Annotated in this window: 17 protein-coding genes; 6 read left to right on the forward strand and 11 right to left on the reverse strand. The window is 59.7% G+C overall.

Features of this window, described 5'->3' with window-relative positions; all coding sequences use genetic code 11:
* Positions 1 to 12 precede the first annotated feature (12 nt).
* The 4 genes from D3871_RS02615 to D3871_RS02630 all read right to left on the reverse strand — a co-directional run bounded on the left by D3871_RS02615 (position 13) and on the right by D3871_RS02630 (position 2,300).
* Positions 13 to 1,137 carry a branched-chain amino acid ABC transporter substrate-binding protein gene (locus tag D3871_RS02615; protein WP_158597860.1) on the reverse strand — a complete coding sequence of 375 codons (1,125 nt, stop codon included), beginning with the start codon at positions 1,135 to 1,137 and terminating at the stop codon, positions 13 to 15.
* A gap of 175 nt (positions 1,138 to 1,312) precedes the next feature.
* Positions 1,313 to 1,519 carry a cysteine-rich CWC family protein gene (locus tag D3871_RS02620; RefSeq protein WP_119767490.1) on the reverse strand — a complete coding sequence of 69 codons (207 nt, stop codon included), beginning with the start codon at positions 1,517 to 1,519 and terminating at the stop codon, positions 1,313 to 1,315.
* The gene (locus tag D3871_RS02625) at positions 1,516 to 1,725 is read right to left on the reverse strand and encodes a zf-HC2 domain-containing protein (RefSeq protein WP_119767491.1); all 210 of its coding nucleotides are present in this window, start codon (positions 1,723 to 1,725) and stop codon (positions 1,516 to 1,518) included. Before D3871_RS02625 ends, D3871_RS02620 begins: the two co-directional genes overlap by 4 nt.
* 11 nt (positions 1,726 to 1,736) lie before the next feature.
* Positions 1,737 to 2,300 carry a sigma-70 family RNA polymerase sigma factor gene (locus tag D3871_RS02630; RefSeq protein WP_119767492.1) on the reverse strand — a complete coding sequence of 188 codons (564 nt, stop codon included), beginning with the start codon at positions 2,298 to 2,300 and terminating at the stop codon, positions 1,737 to 1,739.
* 119 nt (positions 2,301 to 2,419) lie between these two features.
* Here D3871_RS02630 and argB point away from each other — a divergent pair, with 119 nt between their 5' ends.
* Positions 2,420 to 3,331 carry an acetylglutamate kinase gene (gene argB / locus D3871_RS02635; RefSeq protein WP_119767493.1) on the forward strand — a complete coding sequence of 304 codons (912 nt, stop codon included), beginning with the start codon at positions 2,420 to 2,422 and terminating at the stop codon, positions 3,329 to 3,331.
* Between the two features lie 61 nt (positions 3,332 to 3,392).
* Here the strand turns inward: argB and D3871_RS02640 are convergent, their stop codons facing one another.
* A complete protein-coding gene (locus D3871_RS02640) occupies positions 3,393 to 4,343 on the reverse strand; it encodes a TraB/GumN family protein (RefSeq protein ID WP_233575487.1) in 951 nt (316 codons plus the stop codon).
* Between the two features lie 49 nt (positions 4,344 to 4,392).
* On the opposite strand from D3871_RS02640, the gene D3871_RS02645 reads away from it, so the two are divergent.
* The 4 genes from D3871_RS02645 (at position 4,393) to pabB (ending at position 8,723) form a co-directional block, all read left to right on the forward strand.
* Positions 4,393 to 5,121, forward strand: coding sequence for a pyrimidine 5'-nucleotidase (locus D3871_RS02645; protein ID WP_119767494.1), 729 nt, complete (start codon positions 4,393 to 4,395; stop codon positions 5,119 to 5,121).
* A gap of 14 nt (positions 5,122 to 5,135) precedes the next feature.
* Positions 5,136 to 5,711, forward strand: a complete 576-nt coding sequence (slmA, locus tag D3871_RS02650; RefSeq protein WP_119767495.1) for a nucleoid occlusion factor SlmA — start codon at positions 5,136 to 5,138, stop codon at positions 5,709 to 5,711.
* Positions 5,712 to 5,918: 207 nt separating this feature from the next.
* The gene (locus D3871_RS02655) at positions 5,919 to 6,806 is read left to right on the forward strand and encodes a DMT family transporter (protein ID WP_119767496.1); all 888 of its coding nucleotides are present in this window, start codon (positions 5,919 to 5,921) and stop codon (positions 6,804 to 6,806) included.
* A 54-nt stretch (positions 6,807 to 6,860) separates the two neighbouring features.
* Complete coding sequence (pabB, locus tag D3871_RS02660; protein WP_233575488.1) at positions 6,861 to 8,723, forward strand: aminodeoxychorismate synthase component I; 1,863 nt, start codon at positions 6,861 to 6,863, stop codon at positions 8,721 to 8,723.
* Here the strand turns inward: pabB and D3871_RS02665 are convergent.
* From D3871_RS02665 to D3871_RS02675, 3 genes are all read right to left on the reverse strand, one after another.
* Complete coding sequence (locus D3871_RS02665) at positions 8,697 to 9,593, reverse strand: DMT family transporter (RefSeq protein ID WP_119767497.1); 897 nt, start codon at positions 9,591 to 9,593, stop codon at positions 8,697 to 8,699. The genes pabB and D3871_RS02665 overlap by 27 nt on opposite strands.
* Positions 9,594 to 9,668: 75 nt before the next feature.
* Entirely contained in the window at positions 9,669 to 10,883 is a 1,215-nt protein-coding gene (locus D3871_RS02670; RefSeq protein WP_119767498.1) for a YbfB/YjiJ family MFS transporter, read from the reverse strand.
* A complete protein-coding gene (locus tag D3871_RS02675) occupies positions 10,880 to 11,755 on the reverse strand; it encodes a DMT family transporter (RefSeq protein ID WP_119767499.1) in 876 nt (291 codons plus the stop codon). Before D3871_RS02675 ends, D3871_RS02670 begins: the two co-directional genes overlap by 4 nt.
* A 204-nt stretch (positions 11,756 to 11,959) precedes the next feature.
* On the opposite strand from D3871_RS02675, the gene D3871_RS02685 reads away from it, so the two are divergent.
* Positions 11,960 to 12,355 carry a hypothetical protein gene (locus D3871_RS02685; RefSeq protein ID WP_119767501.1) on the forward strand — a complete coding sequence of 132 codons (396 nt, stop codon included), beginning with the start codon at positions 11,960 to 11,962 and terminating at the stop codon, positions 12,353 to 12,355.
* A 27-nt stretch (positions 12,356 to 12,382) separates the two neighbouring features.
* Here the strand turns inward: D3871_RS02685 and D3871_RS02690 are convergent, their stop codons facing one another.
* The 3 genes from D3871_RS02690 to D3871_RS02700 form a co-directional block, all read right to left on the reverse strand.
* Complete coding sequence (locus D3871_RS02690) at positions 12,383 to 13,138, reverse strand: HesA/MoeB/ThiF family protein (protein WP_119767502.1); 756 nt, start codon at positions 13,136 to 13,138, stop codon at positions 12,383 to 12,385.
* Between the two features lie 429 nt (positions 13,139 to 13,567).
* On the reverse strand, positions 13,568 to 15,046 hold the full coding sequence (locus D3871_RS02695; protein WP_119767503.1) for a S41 family peptidase: 1,479 nt from the start codon (positions 15,044 to 15,046) through the stop codon (positions 13,568 to 13,570).
* A 3-nt stretch (positions 15,047 to 15,049) separates the two neighbouring features.
* Positions 15,050 to 16,438 (reverse strand): murein hydrolase activator EnvC family protein, encoded by a 1,389-nt coding sequence (locus tag D3871_RS02700; protein WP_420799623.1) that lies wholly within the window; start codon positions 16,436 to 16,438, stop codon positions 15,050 to 15,052.
* Positions 16,439 to 16,476 lie beyond the last annotated feature (38 nt).

Below are 16,476 nucleotides of genomic sequence, written 5' to 3' on the forward strand. Positions count from 1 at the left end.
GATCTACAGTAATTAGAGCAGATTGCGCTGTTCCACCAGCTGACCGCCGATGGATTGGTAAATCACCACGGTGCCATCCTTGATATCGCCTTTCTCATCGAACTCGATCGAGCCCTGGATCTTTCCTGAGAACGAACCCTTGGCCAGCGTAGGCAGGTATTCCTTCGGATCAATCGAGCCGGCCTGCTGCATCGCCTGCGCCAGGATATGGATGCCGTCGTAGGACAGCGTCGAATAAGCCCCAGGCGCGCCATACTTGCTCTTATAGATATCCGTGAACGCAATGCCGGAGGACAGCCATGACGGCGGCACACCCGCGATCGTGCAGTAGTAGTTGCTGTTCGCCGTGCCGCCGGCTGCCTTGAGGGTCGACGCATCGCACATCGCGTCAGCGCCCACGAACCGGGCGGTCGATCCGGCTGCGCGCAGCGCTTTCAGCAGCGGTACGCCGGCTGCTTCGTCACCGCCGAAAAACACCGTGTCGGCCTGCGCATCGGTGATTTTCTTTACCAGGGCTGCATAATCTGCGCTCTTCGGATCGACATTGTCGCGCGACGCCTTGAGCGTCGCGCTCTTGACCATGCGCTCGACTTCGTCGGCGATGCCGAGTCCGAAGGTGGTGCGGTCGTCGACGATGTACAGCGATTTCGCCTTCAGCTTTTCGCCGATCAGGCGGGCGAGGGTCGCGCCTTGCTGGATATCGTCGGCCGTGATGCGAAACGCGGTTTTGAGTCCCATGCGCGTGTATTTCGGATTGGTCGAGGCCGAAAGCTGCGGAATTCCCGCGCCGGCATAGAGCGGCGCGGCGGCGATCGACACGCCGGAGTTGAAGTGCCCGAACACGGCGACCACGCCGCTGTCGATCAGCTTTTGCGCGGCAAGCTTGCCTTCGTCGGGCGACGCCTTGTCGTCCTCGACCACCAGTTCAAAGCGAGCCCGCTTGCCGCGAATGGAGAAATAATCGGAATTGAGTTCATCGACCGCGACTTGCGCGCCGTTGGCAATATCCTTGCCGTACTGGGCAAGCGGGCCGGACATGGGCGCGACGACGCCAATCTTGACCGACACCTGCCGGCTGCAGGCACCAAGGAACAAGATGGCGGCGCCAAGCAATATCAGGTGATGCAATCGTTTCATCTCTGCTCCCATGGTGGATTTCGCGATTCCATCATAGGACGGTCAAATGAGGATTTTGTTTTGTCTTTCGGCAAGTTACCTGGGGAAGATTTGGCGCCGGGAAATAAAAGGGCAATAATGTTGCAATGCGCTTAAAGCATCGAGATGCGTATCTGCTATAGCGCGTTCCGGGTAGTCAACCCGTTTTTGAATGGTCCTTTTGCTGCATGGCGATCCGTTCGCTCAGGCATTTCCGGCACAAGCAAGTCGCTGCCTTCGCGTCATCTTGCAGATAGGCGCTTTGGGACAAGGCCGGCAATTGCGTACACCAGCAAGCCTCTTCCGGCGTGGCATCCACCATGCCGCATGTAAACGATATACCGCACTTGCTGCAGGTGCTCATCGCGGCGGCCTTTCATTGTCATTGTCGGACGGTACCAGGTCGCGCATCGCGCGCCTGAGCAATTGCATCTGCCCGCTGAAGTTGCGGCAGGCGGCGCACACCAGCAGATGCATGTGCATCCGTGCGCGTTCGACCAGAGACAACTCCCGGTCCATGGCTTCAGAAGCCAGTTGGTGGACTTCCCTGCAGTTGGGTTTGATTGACATCGGTTATTCCTTTAGGGCCGGTTGCCGAACCAGTTCAAATCCAGGCATTCGCGCAATTGCACGCGCGCACGGTACAGCATGACCCATGCATTAGACGTCGTGATGCCGAGTTCCTTACAGATTTCTGCGGTATCCAGTTCCAGCCATTCACGCATCATGAAAATCCGGGCAGTCTTGGCGGGAAGCCTTTCCAGGCAGATTTCCATTACCCGGAAAAAGTCTTTCTGTTCCAGCGTCGCTTCCGGGCTACCCCAGGCACGCGGCATTTCGACCACATGGCCGTCGGGACGGAACAGCGCATCGATGACATCCGCTTCGGATTCGCCATCGGCAGTGTTGAACTGCACTTCGCGTTTCGAGGCGCGCATCAGGTCGATGATCTTGTGCTTCAGAATGCCGGTGACATACGTCCGCAGCGATGACTGTCCGGCAAACCGGTCCGGCTTTTCCAGCACCGCGACCAGCGTTTCCTGCACCACATCCTCGGCCGCCGCTTCATTACGCAGCTGTAGCATGGCAAAGCGCACCAGCGCGGGGCGCAGGTGTTCAATATCGCGATGGAGTTCCAGTGTCATAAAAAGCAGCTTGTCATTTGGGCAAAAGCGTAAAGGAACGGGGCCGGAATTACAAGGAAGCTTCCGAGAAACGGCGGCGCTTTCCTGTAAAATCGCGAAATCGAAATTCAGGACTGACCATGACCGATATTACCAATCCTGCCGCCGATCTGAGTGCCGTTGCCCCGCAGATCAAGGCGCAAATCCTGGCCGAAGCGCTGCCCTACATTCGCAAGTTTCATGGCAAGACCATCGTCGTGAAATACGGCGGCAACGCGATGACCGAAGAGCGGCTCAAGCACGGCTTCGCGCGCGACGTGATTTTATTGAAACTGGTCGGCATGAATCCGGTCGTGGTCCATGGCGGCGGTCCCCAGATCGACAACGCGCTCAAGAAGATCGGCAAGCAGGGCACGTTCGTGCAAGGCATGCGCATCACCGATGAAGAAACCATGGAAGTGGTGGAGTGGGTGCTGGGCGGCGAAGTGCAGCAGGATATCGTCATGCTGATCAATCACTATGGCGGCCAGGCAGTCGGCCTGACCGGCAAGGATGGCGGCCTGATCCGCGCGCGCAAGTTGCAAATGCCGGACCGTGAAAATCCTGGCAAGTTTCTTGATATCGGTTTCGTCGGCGAGATCGATGCAATCAACCCGGCCGTGGTCAAGGCCTTGCAGGACGACGCCTTCATCCCGATCATTTCGCCGATCGGTTTCGGCGAAGATGGACAAGCGTACAACATCAATGCCGATGTGGTCGCGGGCAAGATTGCCGAAATCCTGAAAGCCGAAAAGCTGATCATGATGACCAATATCGCCGGCGTGCAGGACAAGCAGGGCAATCTGCTGACCGACCTGTCGGCACGCGAGATCGATGAGATGTTCGCCGACGGCACGATCTCCGGCGGCATGCTGCCGAAGATTTCATCGGCGCTGGATGCTGCCAAGTCCGGCGTCAATACCGTGCACATCATCGATGGCCGCATCGAGCATTCGCTGCTGCTCGAAGTGCTGACCGAACAGGCGTTCGGTACGATGATCCGTTCGCATTAATCTGCGATTCAACATACAAACCCTTCGCCCGCGGACCTGAACCTCTGCGGGAGAAGGTGGATTAATAGAGCTTCTCTACCTCATACCCTCGCTCGCGCAATAGTTTCGGCAAGCCGGTCTCACCCATCAGGTGCAGCAGGCCGACGCCGACAAAACTGCTTTCCTCATTGCGCAGCAAGGCTTCTATCTTGTTCGCCATTTCCGGATTGCGCCGGTCGAGCAAGACTTTTTGCAGAAAATCCGATGACGCGGTTTTTTCATTCGCCGCTTCGAGGATGAAGCGCTCGACCGCATTGCCATCGGCCCTGGACCATGCATCGATCAGTGCCTGCGCCTTGCGCAAGGCATTGCCATCGGCGAGTTCGGCGAGATTCTCGCGCAGGTACTGCTCCTGCATTGCATCGCTCATGCCGTCGTAAAGCGACATCTGATATTCGGCCGATTCCAGTTCCTGCACCGCCTTGGCATGCCCTGCCTGCGCCAGCAAAAAGCTTTCGAGCCCGTGCGAGCGGTGATAGCCGTGGCGTTCGAGATCGAGGCCGATCAGCATATTGGCCAGCAGCCAGGGCTTGAAACGGCGCACGCTATCGAGCGATATGCCATGTTGTTCCAGCGCTTTGCGCAGCGATGCGAGACTTTCCGCCGACAGGTGCCCTTCGATGCCGTCATCGGATGGATACATGCCATGCGCATGCAGCGCACGCTGGAAAGGCCCGTTGTCGCGGATATCAATTTCAAGCACCAGCTTGCCGGCGCGCTGCAGCGCCGTGGTCACTTCCTGCTCCAGCGGATAAAAGGCAGGCTTGCCGACATGGATGGTGCCGAACAGCCAGGCGATATTGCCGTGATGTCGGATGCGGTACAGCGAGCCGCGCTGCGGTGCATCCGACATGCCGGTTGCAGCAAGGGCTGCTTGTGCGGATGCCGCTGCTGTTGCATTATTCTCTGCATGGGCGGCGGGCATCATCAGCCCGGCCACCACGCTTAGTAAAAAAACAATCCTGCCCTTCATGACTCTCCCTGCGAGCCGGTTTCGACCAGCTTCAAAACGACTCTAACAGATGCGCAAGCCGATTTGGTTGTTCGACCTCGATAACACGCTGCACAATGCGTCGCACGCGATTTTCCCGGCGATTAACGCCAACATGAATGCCTTTATGGCAAAGGTGCTGGGCAGCGATGGCGCGCTGGCCGATGCCGATACCGTCAACGCTGCGCGCATCGCGTACTGGAAGCGTTATGGCGCAACGCTGCTCGGCATGGTCAAGCACCACAATGTGAAGATGGCGGAGTTCCTGCATGAAGCGCACGACTTCGAGGATTTGCCATCGATGATTCGCGCCGAGCGCGGGCTAGGCCGCTTGCTGCGGCGTCTGCCGGGCCGCAAGATACTGTTGACGAATGCACCACGCCGTTACTCGCGCGAGGTGATGCGGCATCTCGGTCTGCACCGCCATTTCGCCAAACACATAGCGATCGAAGCGATGCACGTGCACCGCCAACTGCGTCCCAAGCCGTCGAAAGCCCTGTTGCGCAAGCTGGTCGCTAAAGAAAAGATCGCGGCGAGCCGTTGTATCTTGGTGGAGGATACGGCGGAGAACCTGCGCGCGGCCAAGACGCTGGGCATGCATACCGCATGGATCACGCAGTATCTCGCGACCAGCCCGAATCACCAGCAGCTGGCCGGCAGCCGTGCTGCACTGCGTCTGACAAAGCGCCCCGCATTTGTCGATGTCAAAGTAAAATCAGTCACACAGCTGCCTGCAACGCTGCACCGATTGCGCCACTAACTACTACACATACTATGGCAACCACGAAACCGGGCGAACGCAAGCTTCAGATACTCCAGACACTGGCCGAGATGCTGGAGCATCCAAAAGGGGAGAAGGTCACTACCGCGGCACTCGCGGCCAGGCTCGAGGTTTCGGAAGCGGCGCTGTACCGGCATTTCGCCAGCAAGGCGCAAATGTTCGAGGGCCTGATCGAGTTCATCGAGTCCACCGTATTCGGCCTGATCAACCAGATCACCGAGCAGCAGGAAAACGGCTTGTCGCAGGTACAGGCCATGACCGGCATGCTGCTCAATTTCGCCGAACGCAATCCGGGCATGACCCGCGTGCTGATCGGCGATGCGCTGGTCAACGAAGACGAGCGACTGCAATTGCGCATGAACCAGTTCATCGAACGCGTCGAACTGGCATTGCGTCAATCGCTGCGCGTCGCAGCCACGCAAGGACAGGCAAGCGAAGCCGAAGCGGCGACCCGCGCCAGCATGATTGCCAGCCTGGTGGTCGGGCGCTGGCATCGCTTCGCCAAGAGCGGCTTCAAGCAGACGCCGACCGACAATATCCAGGCGCAATTATCGATATTGCTAGGTTAGCGGCGTCAGTCGCAGGCGTGAGAGCCGCGCCGAATTTTCTCTTGTCGGGCCCGGTGTTTGCGCTTGCCGTTGACACGTCGTTCGGGGCAAAGCGCAAAAATCCGAATCTCATTACACTCTGAGCCTTCTATACTCGCGAGAACCCAATGAGTGCGAGGCATCGGTGACGCGGCAAGCCGCATTCGATGCGCGCTTACCCCTGCCCACATGACGCCCTCCAAACATTTCCCCACGCTCGCTTTCGCATCCCTCTTAATCGGCGGCATGGCGATCGGCTTCGCCGGTATTTTCATGCGGCTATCCGACGTCAATCCGATTGCATCCGCATTCTGGCGCATGGCGCTCGCCGCGCCTCTGCTGTGGGCCTGGGCTTTCGCCGTGCGCAAACAGGATGCGGCGGCCAACAAGCGTACCGACTTTGCGCGCTCGCTGGTGCTGGCCGGTATCTACTTCGCCGCCGACATGGGGCTTTGGCATCTGTCGCTGCATTACACCACGGTGGCCAATGCGACGCTGCTGTCGAATTTCGCCCCGATCTTCATTGCCTTGTGGATGTGGATTGCCTATAAGGCGCGCTTCGCGCGCATCTTCATCGTGGGCATGCTGTTCGCGCTAGTCGGCGCGATCATGCTGGTCGGTCCGAATGCCTCGGGAGTGGAACAGAGCGGCAACAAACTGATGGGCGACGCGCTCGGCCTGGCAAGCGCGATCTTCTATGCAGCGTATCAGTTGGTGGTCAAGGATGCGCGCAGCGATTACTCGACCGCGCGCCTGATGGCATGGAGCACCACGATCACCGGTCTTGCGCTATTGCCGTTTGCGCTGGCGGCACCGGGCGATTTCATTCCCGCCCAGCTTGTCGGCTGGCTCCCGTTGCTGGCCCTGGCCGTCATCGCGCAGATCGGCGGACAAACCGTGATCGCGTATGCGCTGGCGCACCTGCCTGCATCCTTGTCCTCGGTCAGCCTGCTGATCCAGCCGTTGACTGCCGCGATCGCAGCCTGGCTGATTTTTCAGGAAGCGATCGGGCCAGTCCAGATGGCGGGCGGGGCACTCTTGTTGTGGGGTATCTATCTGTCGAAGAAGGGTAGCTGACATTGCGGCCGGCAATCATGCTTCGCTTTACAATACCCGATTTGGCGCCCGCTATTGATTGATACTGCCGTGGTTTCTTCCTGCAATGATGCAGCATGCTTTGCGCTGCTCGATGACTGCGATGCCGACGCGCACGATCCGCGTTCGCGTCTTTATACCGATTATGTTGCCACCCTGTCCTGCCGCGATGCGGCGGGACTGCCGGACCTCGTAGAACGACTGCAAGCATCGCTCGGTCAAGGTTTGCATGCAGTCTGCGTGTTCAGCTATGAACTCGGCGCTGAACTGCATCGCATCCCGGCGCGTACCGGCCAAGCCGAACTGGCGCACATACTCTTGTTCAAACGTTGCCAGCGACTTTCTTCGCAAGAGGTTGGGCGCTGGCTGGAAGAACAGGAGCATGCGGCGCAATCCAACACGCCCGCCGGCGTTGCGGCGATTCAGGCGAGCGTCGATCAGCCCCGTTTTGCACAAGCAATCGATGCGATCCGCGCCTACATCGAAGCCGGCGATACTTACCAGACCAACTACACGTATCGCCTGCGTTTCGACGCTTTCGGTTCTCCGCTTGCCTTGTACCGCCGGCTGCGCCTGCGCCAACCGGTTCCCTACGGGGCACTGATCGCGATGCCGGATGGCGAAGCGATCCTGTCGCTATCGCCCGAACTGTTCGTCCGCCACGACAATGGAATGCTCACCGCGCGGCCGATGAAGGGAACAGCACCGGCGAGCGGCGATGACGGCATCGATGCCAGCCGTTCGGTTGCCCTCGCATCCGATGAGAAAAACCGCGCCGAGAACCTGATGATTGTCGACCTGCTGCGCAACGATCTTGGCCGTGTGGCGACGCCGGGCAGCGTGCGCGTTCCCAAGCTGTTCAGCGTTGACCGCTTCAGCAGCGTGCTGCAGATGACATCAACGATACAGGCGGAACTGCGCAAGGATGCGGACCTGTGCGAGGTGCTGACTGCGCTGTATCCCTGCGGCTCGATTACCGGCGCACCCAAGCGGCGCACCATGCAAATCATCCGCGAACTGGAAGACGATGCGCGCGGCATCTATACCGGCGCGATCGGCTGGTTCGACGCGCCGGAACCAGGCACTGCGGTCGGTAACTTTTGCCTGTCGGTCCCGATCCGTACCCTTGTGCTGCAAGCGCAAGACGACGGCGCAACGCGCAAGGGCGAAATGGGCGTAGGGGCCGGCATCGTGTACGACAGCCGGGCCGCAGAGGAATTCGCCGAGTGCCAGCTGAAAGCAGGTTTTCTCACGGGGCTGTCGAACGACTTCGAATTGTTTGAAACGATGTATGCCACGCGCGACGGTGGATGTCGTCATCTGACTTTGCATTTGCAGCGCCTGCGTGCTTCAGCGATCTATTTCGGTTTTGCATGGAATGAAGATGCAGTGCGTGCGGCGCTGCGGCAAGCCTGTGACGCCTTACCATCCGATATCGCGTGCCGGGTGCGGCTTGGGCTGACGCCGGATGGACAATGCCGTGTGCAAAGTGCCGTACTGACCGACTTGCCGCCGCGCGTACAGGTAGTACTCGCGACGCAAGCGACCGATTCGCGCGAACTCTTCCTGCGCCACAAGACGACCGTGCGGGAACGCTATGACGCCGCATGGCGCTACGCAGAAACGCGGGGCGCGTTCGACATGCTGTTCTTTAATGAAAAGGGCGAATTGACCGAAGGCGGACGCAGCAATGTCTTTGTGCGCCTCGACGGACGCTGGGTCACGCCGCCATTGCATTGCGGCCTGCTGCCCGGGGTCATGCGTTCGGTCCTGTTGTCCGATTCCGACTGGCATGCAACCGAGCAGGTGGTGACAATAGACGATCTGCTCCGTGCCGATGAGCTTGTCGTTTGCAATGCCTTGCGCGGCGCTTTACCGGCGTCCTTGCTCCGGGACTGAGATCACGAGCGGTGCGGGCTGGAATACCACCAGCCAGGTAGCCAGCACCACCAGTGCGCAGCCGATCAGCGTGTTGACGCTGATTGCTTCCTGCAAGAAGAGCGCTCCCCAGCCCAAGGCAAACAGCGGGATCAGGAAAGTCACCGTCAGCGCTTTGGTCGGCCCCAGGTCGGCAATCAAACGAAAATAAATGAAATAGGCGACGGCGCTGCATAGCAATGCCAATAAGGCGGCAATCAGTGCAATGAAGGGCGTGAGCTCGGCGCGTATCGGCGACAGCGGCAGAAAGGGTAGCAGTACCAGCGCTGCGCCCAATTGCGACCCGGTTGCCATCAACGGCGGCGCAATGGCAGCTGACGCTTTCTTGGAATACGCACCCGCGAGTCCGTAGCACAGCGCCGCAGCAATGCATGCCAGCGCTGCCATCGCGACATCAGTGGTGAATGCGACCGGCCCAAGGCGCACAAGGAAAGCGACACCGGCAACGCCGATGATCAGCCCGCTCAGCTTGCGTGCCGTAAGTCGCTCTCCCAGTACAGCCGCACCGACCAGTGCACCCCACAACGGACTGGTGGCATTGAGGATGGCGGAATATCCTGCGGGCAAGGTCAGCGCAGCATAGGAAAACAAGGCAAAGGGCAGCGCCGAATTGAGTGTGCCAAGGACGATAAACGGCTTCCAGTTGGCGCGGAAATGCATGCGCCGCCCGGTTGCCGCGATGAACAGCAGCATCGCGATGCCAGCCAGCGCCACGCGTACCTCGGCCGTCCAGACCGCGCCCAGTACCGGTGCGACGATACGCAGGAACAGAAAGGATGCGCCCCAGATGGCGGCGAGTACAAACAAACGAATTAGATCGATGCTACGCATGACAACTCCGTGGTGCAATAGTCGTCAGCATAGTGCACGCACGCACGCACGGCTGGCCGGATTCGGACATGGTAATCAGCGCGGTTGTCGATGGTCGTCCGCAGGCAACGCGCGCTGGCGCGATGCGAGCAATGCGCCCACCAGCAAGGCAATCGCGGAAAACACCAGGCCGCGCTGCAAGCCGCCCGCCGCATCGGATATCCAGCCGACGACAGTCGGACCGACAATCTGGCCGAACGCAAATACGGTGGTAAAACCGCTGATTCCCGACGACCATGCATGCGGCGCGAGATTGTGCCGCACCAGCGCCGTGGTCGATGCCACGACCGACAGAAATACCGCGCCGAACAGGATGCCCGACGCAAACACCGCGACGGGGGTCGACGACAATACCGGCAGCAGCGTCGCCACCGCCAACAAGGCATTCAGGATCGCCAGCGATTGCCCGCCCTTGAAGCGATCCAGCATGCCGGCCCAGATGCGCGAGGACGCGATTACCGCGATGCCGAGCGATGCGTAAAACACCGTGATCACCGATTGCTGCATGCCTTGTTCCTTCAGCAGCGCAATCACGAAGGTCATGTAGCCGATGTAACCGACACCGAACATGAAGTAGCCGGCAAGGCCGAACCCGAAGGCGCGCACCTTGAAGTGTCCGCGCGCACCGGCATTGGCGGTCGAGCCGTCGATGCTGCGCGCCGGCAGTGCCATTGCCAAGGTCATCGCCAGGCATAGTCCGCCCAGCGCGAACCATGCCCACTGCCAGGCATGTGGTGCGCCATTCCCCGCAGCGGCGTCGATTGCCGCCGGCACGAGCAGGGCCGCGGCCGCTATGCCGAAGCCGGTACCGCCGTAATACAGTCCGATCAGAAAACCGGCGCGCTGCGGATGCATGGCGCCGAGCCGGGCCGCCAATACACCGCCCGCGATGAAGATGAAGGCACTGGCAATCCCCGCCAGCACGCGCTGGCCCAGCAGCATCGCGGCTTCGGTCACGAAGCCGGACAACAGCATGAACAAGGCGGTCAGTACCGCGCCGCCGATCAGTGCCGGCTGCGCGCCGAACCGCCGCATCAAGGCCGGCGTGATCAGGGCGCCGATAAAGTAACCGAAGGCATTGGCGGTATTCATCGCGCCGGCCAGCAGATAGGTCCAGGCGAGGTCGGCGCGCATCGGCGGCAATAGCAACGCATACGAAAAGCGCGACAGACCGAGTGAAATGGCCGCTCCCAATGAAATGCCGAGCGCTGTCAGCAGCGGGCGGCGCAGGGCGAGGCTATGGTCGCTCATTGATGCGATCGCGATGTAGTCAGCACCAGGCCCATCGCGATCAGCACGATGACGCCGCCCACCAGCGTCGACAGGCCGACCGATTCATGCAGAAACACGAATGCCCACAGCATGCTGAACAATGGAATCAGGAATGAAACGCACATTGCGCGCGTCGGCCCGACCTTGACGATAAGAGGAATGAACAAGGCTTGCGCCAGTCCGGAAGAGAGCAGGGACATCGCTGCGATACAGGCAAGGGCGGTGCCGGATGGCATCGCAGGCGGCAGTGAAAACGGCACGGACGGCAACATCATCAGCCCGCCCAGCGCGAGCGAACCAGTCGCCATGGCGATCGGATGAATGCCGCCGGGCTTGCCGGTTTTCTGCACGATGATGCTCGACAGCGCATAGGAGGCGGCCGACACCAGGCAGGCCGCGATCGCCAGCAGTGTCGATGGCGTCATCGCGACGGTACCGATGCCGACCAGGATGCCCACGCCGATCACGCCGAGCAGCAAGCCCGCGAGTTTTTGCGCGGTCATCCGCTCCGATAGCCAGATGACGGAAAAGACTGCGCCAAACAAGGGAGCGGTCGCATTCAGCACGGCGGAATGCGCGGCAGGGAGAAACAGCGCGGCAAATGAAAAACAGGAAAATGGAATCACGCCTGCGAACAATCCGACAATCGCGAACGGCTTGAGGTTGCTGCGCCAGTTCATCGGCACACTGGTGAGATGCGCAAAAACGAGGAGGGCAAGTCCAGCCAGGCCGGTACGCAAGGTCGCGGTCAGTAGCGGCCCGGTCTCGGGAACAGCAATGCGCAGAAAGATGAACGACCCGCCCCAGATTGCAGAAAGGAATACCAGTTTGGCAAGGTCGGTTGCAGACATGAAGAGGGCGCAATGCGCGAGGGAAATAGAACGCCCGATCGATTGTAGCACCCGCATTCCATCGCTGCTGTGGTCCGGAATGATGGGCGCGATTGGCATTCGGTTGCGCGTCGACAAGCAAACGGTCGAAGGATGTATGCCGGTTGATACAGACCAAAGAAGCCTTGCGCGAAAAGCAAAATAATCACGCCAAGGGAGATACACATGTTCAAGCTCAAGCTCAGGCGGCTTGCAGAGGTGCTAACGATGGCACTGCTCGCACTGCCACTTGCCGGGTGCGGAGACGCGGTTGGCGAAACGCGCAATGCCAGACAGTCGCGGCCGCTTTCCAATCCGGTTGCACAACGCACCGATAACGCCGGCACCGAATCGACTGCAACATCTAACTCGGTCATGTCGCTGCGGCAGATCAGCCAGACCGAGCAACGGCATTTCCACATCTATCAGAACTATACGGCGATGGTCGATGCGATGAATGCATCGGAGTCGGATACCCGTGCTGCCGCATTCGATGATGCGCATCTGCAGCGCGCGGTACTGACGTTTTTCGGACGTCAGGTCAATGATTGCTCGATGCGCGCGCTGATGGCGTTCGACTGAAAACGCACTCGGTCTCGCGCGGACCGGTCACTCTTTCGTATGCGCGCAGACCGGACACACGGCATTGTGTGCGATGCGAATGCTGGTCCACTCCATATTGCGTGCATCCAGCAACAGCAGGCGTCCTGCCAGCGATTCGCCTACGCCGGCCACCAGCTTCAGCGCTTCGGCCGCCTGCATGGTGCCGATGATGCCGACCAGCGGCGCGAACACGCCCATGGTCGAGCACAATACTTCCTCATACTGCTGCTCGGGCGGGAACAGGCAGGCATAGCAGGGTGCGTCCGCATGGCGCGTATCGAATACCGACACCTGACCGTCGAAACGGATTGCCGCCCCGGATACCAGCGGCACCTTGTGCTCGACGCAAGCGCGGTTGACTGCGTGGCGCGTGGCGAAGTTATCGCTGCAATCGAGCACTACGCTGGCTTGCCGCACCAGGGAGGCGAGCCGGTCCTCATCAGCGCGTTCGGCCAGCGCCACGACCTCGACTTCGGGATTGATTTGCGACAGTGCCTGCTTGCCGGACTCGACCTTCGGCTGTCCGACGCGATCCGTGGTATGCAGGATCTGGCGTTGCAGGTTAGTGAGGTCGACCGTGTCATTGTCGACCAGGGTGATCTTGCCTATGCCTGCCGACGCCAGGTAATAGGCAGCGGGCGATCCGAGTCCGCCCGCGCCGATGACCAGCGCATGCGCCGCAAGCAGCCTTTCCTGGCCTTCTATGCCGATTTCATCAAGGAGAATATGGCGCGAATAGCGCAGGAGCTGTTGGTCGTTCATGGATGTGGCTGGCTCTTCAAACAGTGTGGGGACGGATGGCTGCACGGACGCATTAGCTTAGCATTTCCAGCATGTTCCGATATATGACCGTCAGTATTGATGGTCGCGCTGATGCAAGCACGAAAAAAAACCCGCAGGCTTTGCAGCTTGCGGGTTGAATCCAATTCAAGGAGAGTTGGAGGAGACAGTCATCATCCTACTGCAGCATATGGCCCTTGTCCTCTTCATTTTTGGAATAAGAGGTATGTGCTTTGGTTATAAAGCAGGCGGCTTGTTGTTGCAGGCAAGGACGATATCCTGCATGCATCCTCCGCCGCGCATGGCATACACATGAATTAACAATAGGTGAATCATTAAAAATAGGTGAATCAAAGCAAAGGGCCGCATCGCTGCGGCCCTTTGTACTACTTTTTGTTGTGCGGAACCGGCTTATTTTTTATCGCTGTTCCCATTTTCGTTGCCATTACCGTTCTTCTTCTCGTCATTGATGGTGTTTTCCTTCTTGCTTTCCACCTTCGCCGACTTCGACAATTGCACCGGCAAACCTTTCAGATGATTCAGCGCCTGGGCCAGCTGGAAATCTTCCTTGCCGCCGAATTCGAGCGGCTTGCGTTTTTTCTCCAGCGCGGCGAGGCGTTGTTCTTCTTCCAGTGCGTCCAGCTTGCGGGCGGCTTCGTCCTTGTCCTTGTCGTTCAACAGGTGCTTGGTCAGGTCGGCTTCGCGCAGACGCAGGCCGTTCATGCCGTCGCCATCGGCGGTTTCATCGACCAGCAAGTCAGGCACGATACCCTTGGCCTGGATCGCACGGCCATTCGGTGTGTAATAGCGCGCGGTGGTCAGCTTGATCGCAGTGTCGGCCGACAATTGGCGAATGGTCTGCACCGAACCCTTGCCGAAGGTTTGCGTACCCATGATGGTGGCGCGCTTGTAATCCTGCAGCGCGCCGGCCACGATTTCGGATGCGGAGGCGGAACCGGTGTTGACCAGCACGACCATCGGCACCTTCTTGATCGCTTCCGGCAGCTTGGCCAGCGGATCGCTCGATGAAATGCGCGACGAGGTATAGGCATCGCGGCGCGCATAGTAGGTTTGCTTTGAATCCGGCAGCTGACCGTTGGTCGAGACGATCGCGACATCCTTGGGCAGGAAGGCGGCCGACACGCCAATGGCGCCCGGCAGTACGCCGCCCGGGTCATTGCGCAGATCCAGCACCAGGCCTTTCAGGTTGGGTTCCTGCGCATAGATCGCGTTGATTTTCTTTGCCATATCATCGACCGTCGGCTCCTGGAACTGCGCCACGCGCAGCCATGCATAGCCGGGTTCGATCACTTTCGATTTCACGCTTTGTACGCGGATTTCCTGGCGCACGATGCTGATGATGACGGGCTTGTCCTCGTCCTTGCGGGCGATGGTCAGCGTGATCTTGGTATTTGGTTCGCCGCGCATGCGCTTGACCGCTTCATCAAGCGTCAGGCCCTTGACCGGCGTGGAGTCGAGGCGTGTGATCAGGTCGCCGGCCTTGATGCCCGCCTTGAATGCCGGCGAATCCTCGATCGGCGAGATGACCTTGACGTAGCCGTCTTCCATGCCGACTTCGATGCCTAGTCCGACGAACTTGCCCTGCGTGCCTTCGCGCAGCTCCTTGAATGCCTTCTTGTCCAGATAGGCGGAGTGCGGATCAAGCGAGGCGACCATGCCCGAGATTGCTTCGGTCAGCAGCTTCTTGTCTTCGACCGCTTCGACGTAATCGGTCTTGATCAGGCCGAACACCTCGGACAGCGTGCGCAACTCTTCCAGCGGCAAAGGCGAGCCGCTCTTTTGCGCGCTTGCCTCGAATTGCATCGATCCTGCGATGCCTGCCACTACGCCTAAACCGATTAGGCCGAAGTTCTTCAGTTTGCTGCTCATGTGTCACCTAAAAGTAATCCACCCGGATGGGTCGATGGCGCGGCCTTGATGCCGCATTTCAAAGTATAAACCCGATTGTTCGTTGCCGCCGCTATTGCCCGCGCTGGCGATGGTGTCCCCGGTTTTCACCATGTCACCGGCCCGTTTGAGGACCGCCTGATTGTTGCCGTAGACTGTCATGTACTGGCCGCCATGGTCAATGATGATCAGATTGCCAAATCCGCGCAGCCATTCGGCAAACACCACTTGCCCGCCGGCGACTGCCTTGATGTCGGCGCCTTCGGCGGTACGGATGAACAAGCCTTTCCAGCTTGGTCCATCGCCGCGCTTGCCGCCGAATTTTGCAACGAGATCCCCCTTTACCGGCAACCGCAACTGCCCGCGCAGGCTGCTGAACGCACGCCCGGCGCCAACGTCTTGGACGGCGGGTTCCGGCGTGAGTTCATTTCGCGCCACCAATTTCGGCGGCGGCTCATCATTGTCAATTGCATCAGGATTGGGCTTCGGCGTCTTGACGGAACTCATTTTCGCGTTCGTCTCGGCTTCTTTTTTCGCCTTGGCGCGCGCCAATTGTTCCTGCCGGCGCTTTTCCTGGGCGGCTGCCTCCGCCTTTCGTTGCTCTTCGATCAATCTTGCGAGTTTGTCTACCAGGCCAGCGAGGCGTTGCTCGTCGCGTTCGATATTGCCCGCTTCCTGACGCTGGCTGGCGAGCTTGCCGGACAACTGGACCAGCAAGGTGCCGCGTCGCGCTTTTTCCTGTTCCAGTTGGGCTTTCTGTTCGCGCTCTTCGCTTGCGATTTCATCAAGCTCGTCCTTGGCTTCCTGGGTCGCCGCCTTGTTACTGTCGATGGCGGCCATGTTGGCGCGCAGCGAGTCGATCAGCCTGGCCTGCGCCTGCGACACATAGCCCATGTATTGCAGTTCGCGGTTGATGCGATTGGGATTGTCGCCCGATAGCAGCAGCTTGATCCGGTCTTCCTTGCCGGCGACATACTGGTCGCGCAGCAGCCGGGACAGGCGTTGTTGCTGGGAGTCGATGGCTTTCGCCAGGCGGTCGTGCTCCTGTGCCAGGCGGACCAGTTTCGCCTGCGTATCGCGCTGGTCGGCGGCCAGTTCATGCAAAGCGCGGTTGGCTTCGGAAATCGCCGCTTCCGCCTGGGCCAATGCATCGGCGGCATGGCTGCGGGCGGCTTCGGTTTTGGTGATGTCGCGCTTGAGCGCGCTGAGCCTTTCCTGCAGCTCGGCGCGCTCGGCTTCTGCGGCGCGTTTCTGTTTGGTACGTTCGGTAAGTTTTTCGGCGTGTGCGCTGCTTGCCGCCAGCGCGAACGCGATTCCAGCGATGGCAAGCGTTCTTGGCAAGAACAAAAGATGCTGCGGATGCTGCTTGTACAAGAAATTTCCTATCAGGCGCTGGAATGACGGTGCGGGCG

This window comes from Noviherbaspirillum saxi (assembly GCF_003591035.1).
Taxonomy (GTDB): Bacteria; Pseudomonadota; Gammaproteobacteria; order Burkholderiales; family Burkholderiaceae_D; genus Noviherbaspirillum; species Noviherbaspirillum saxi.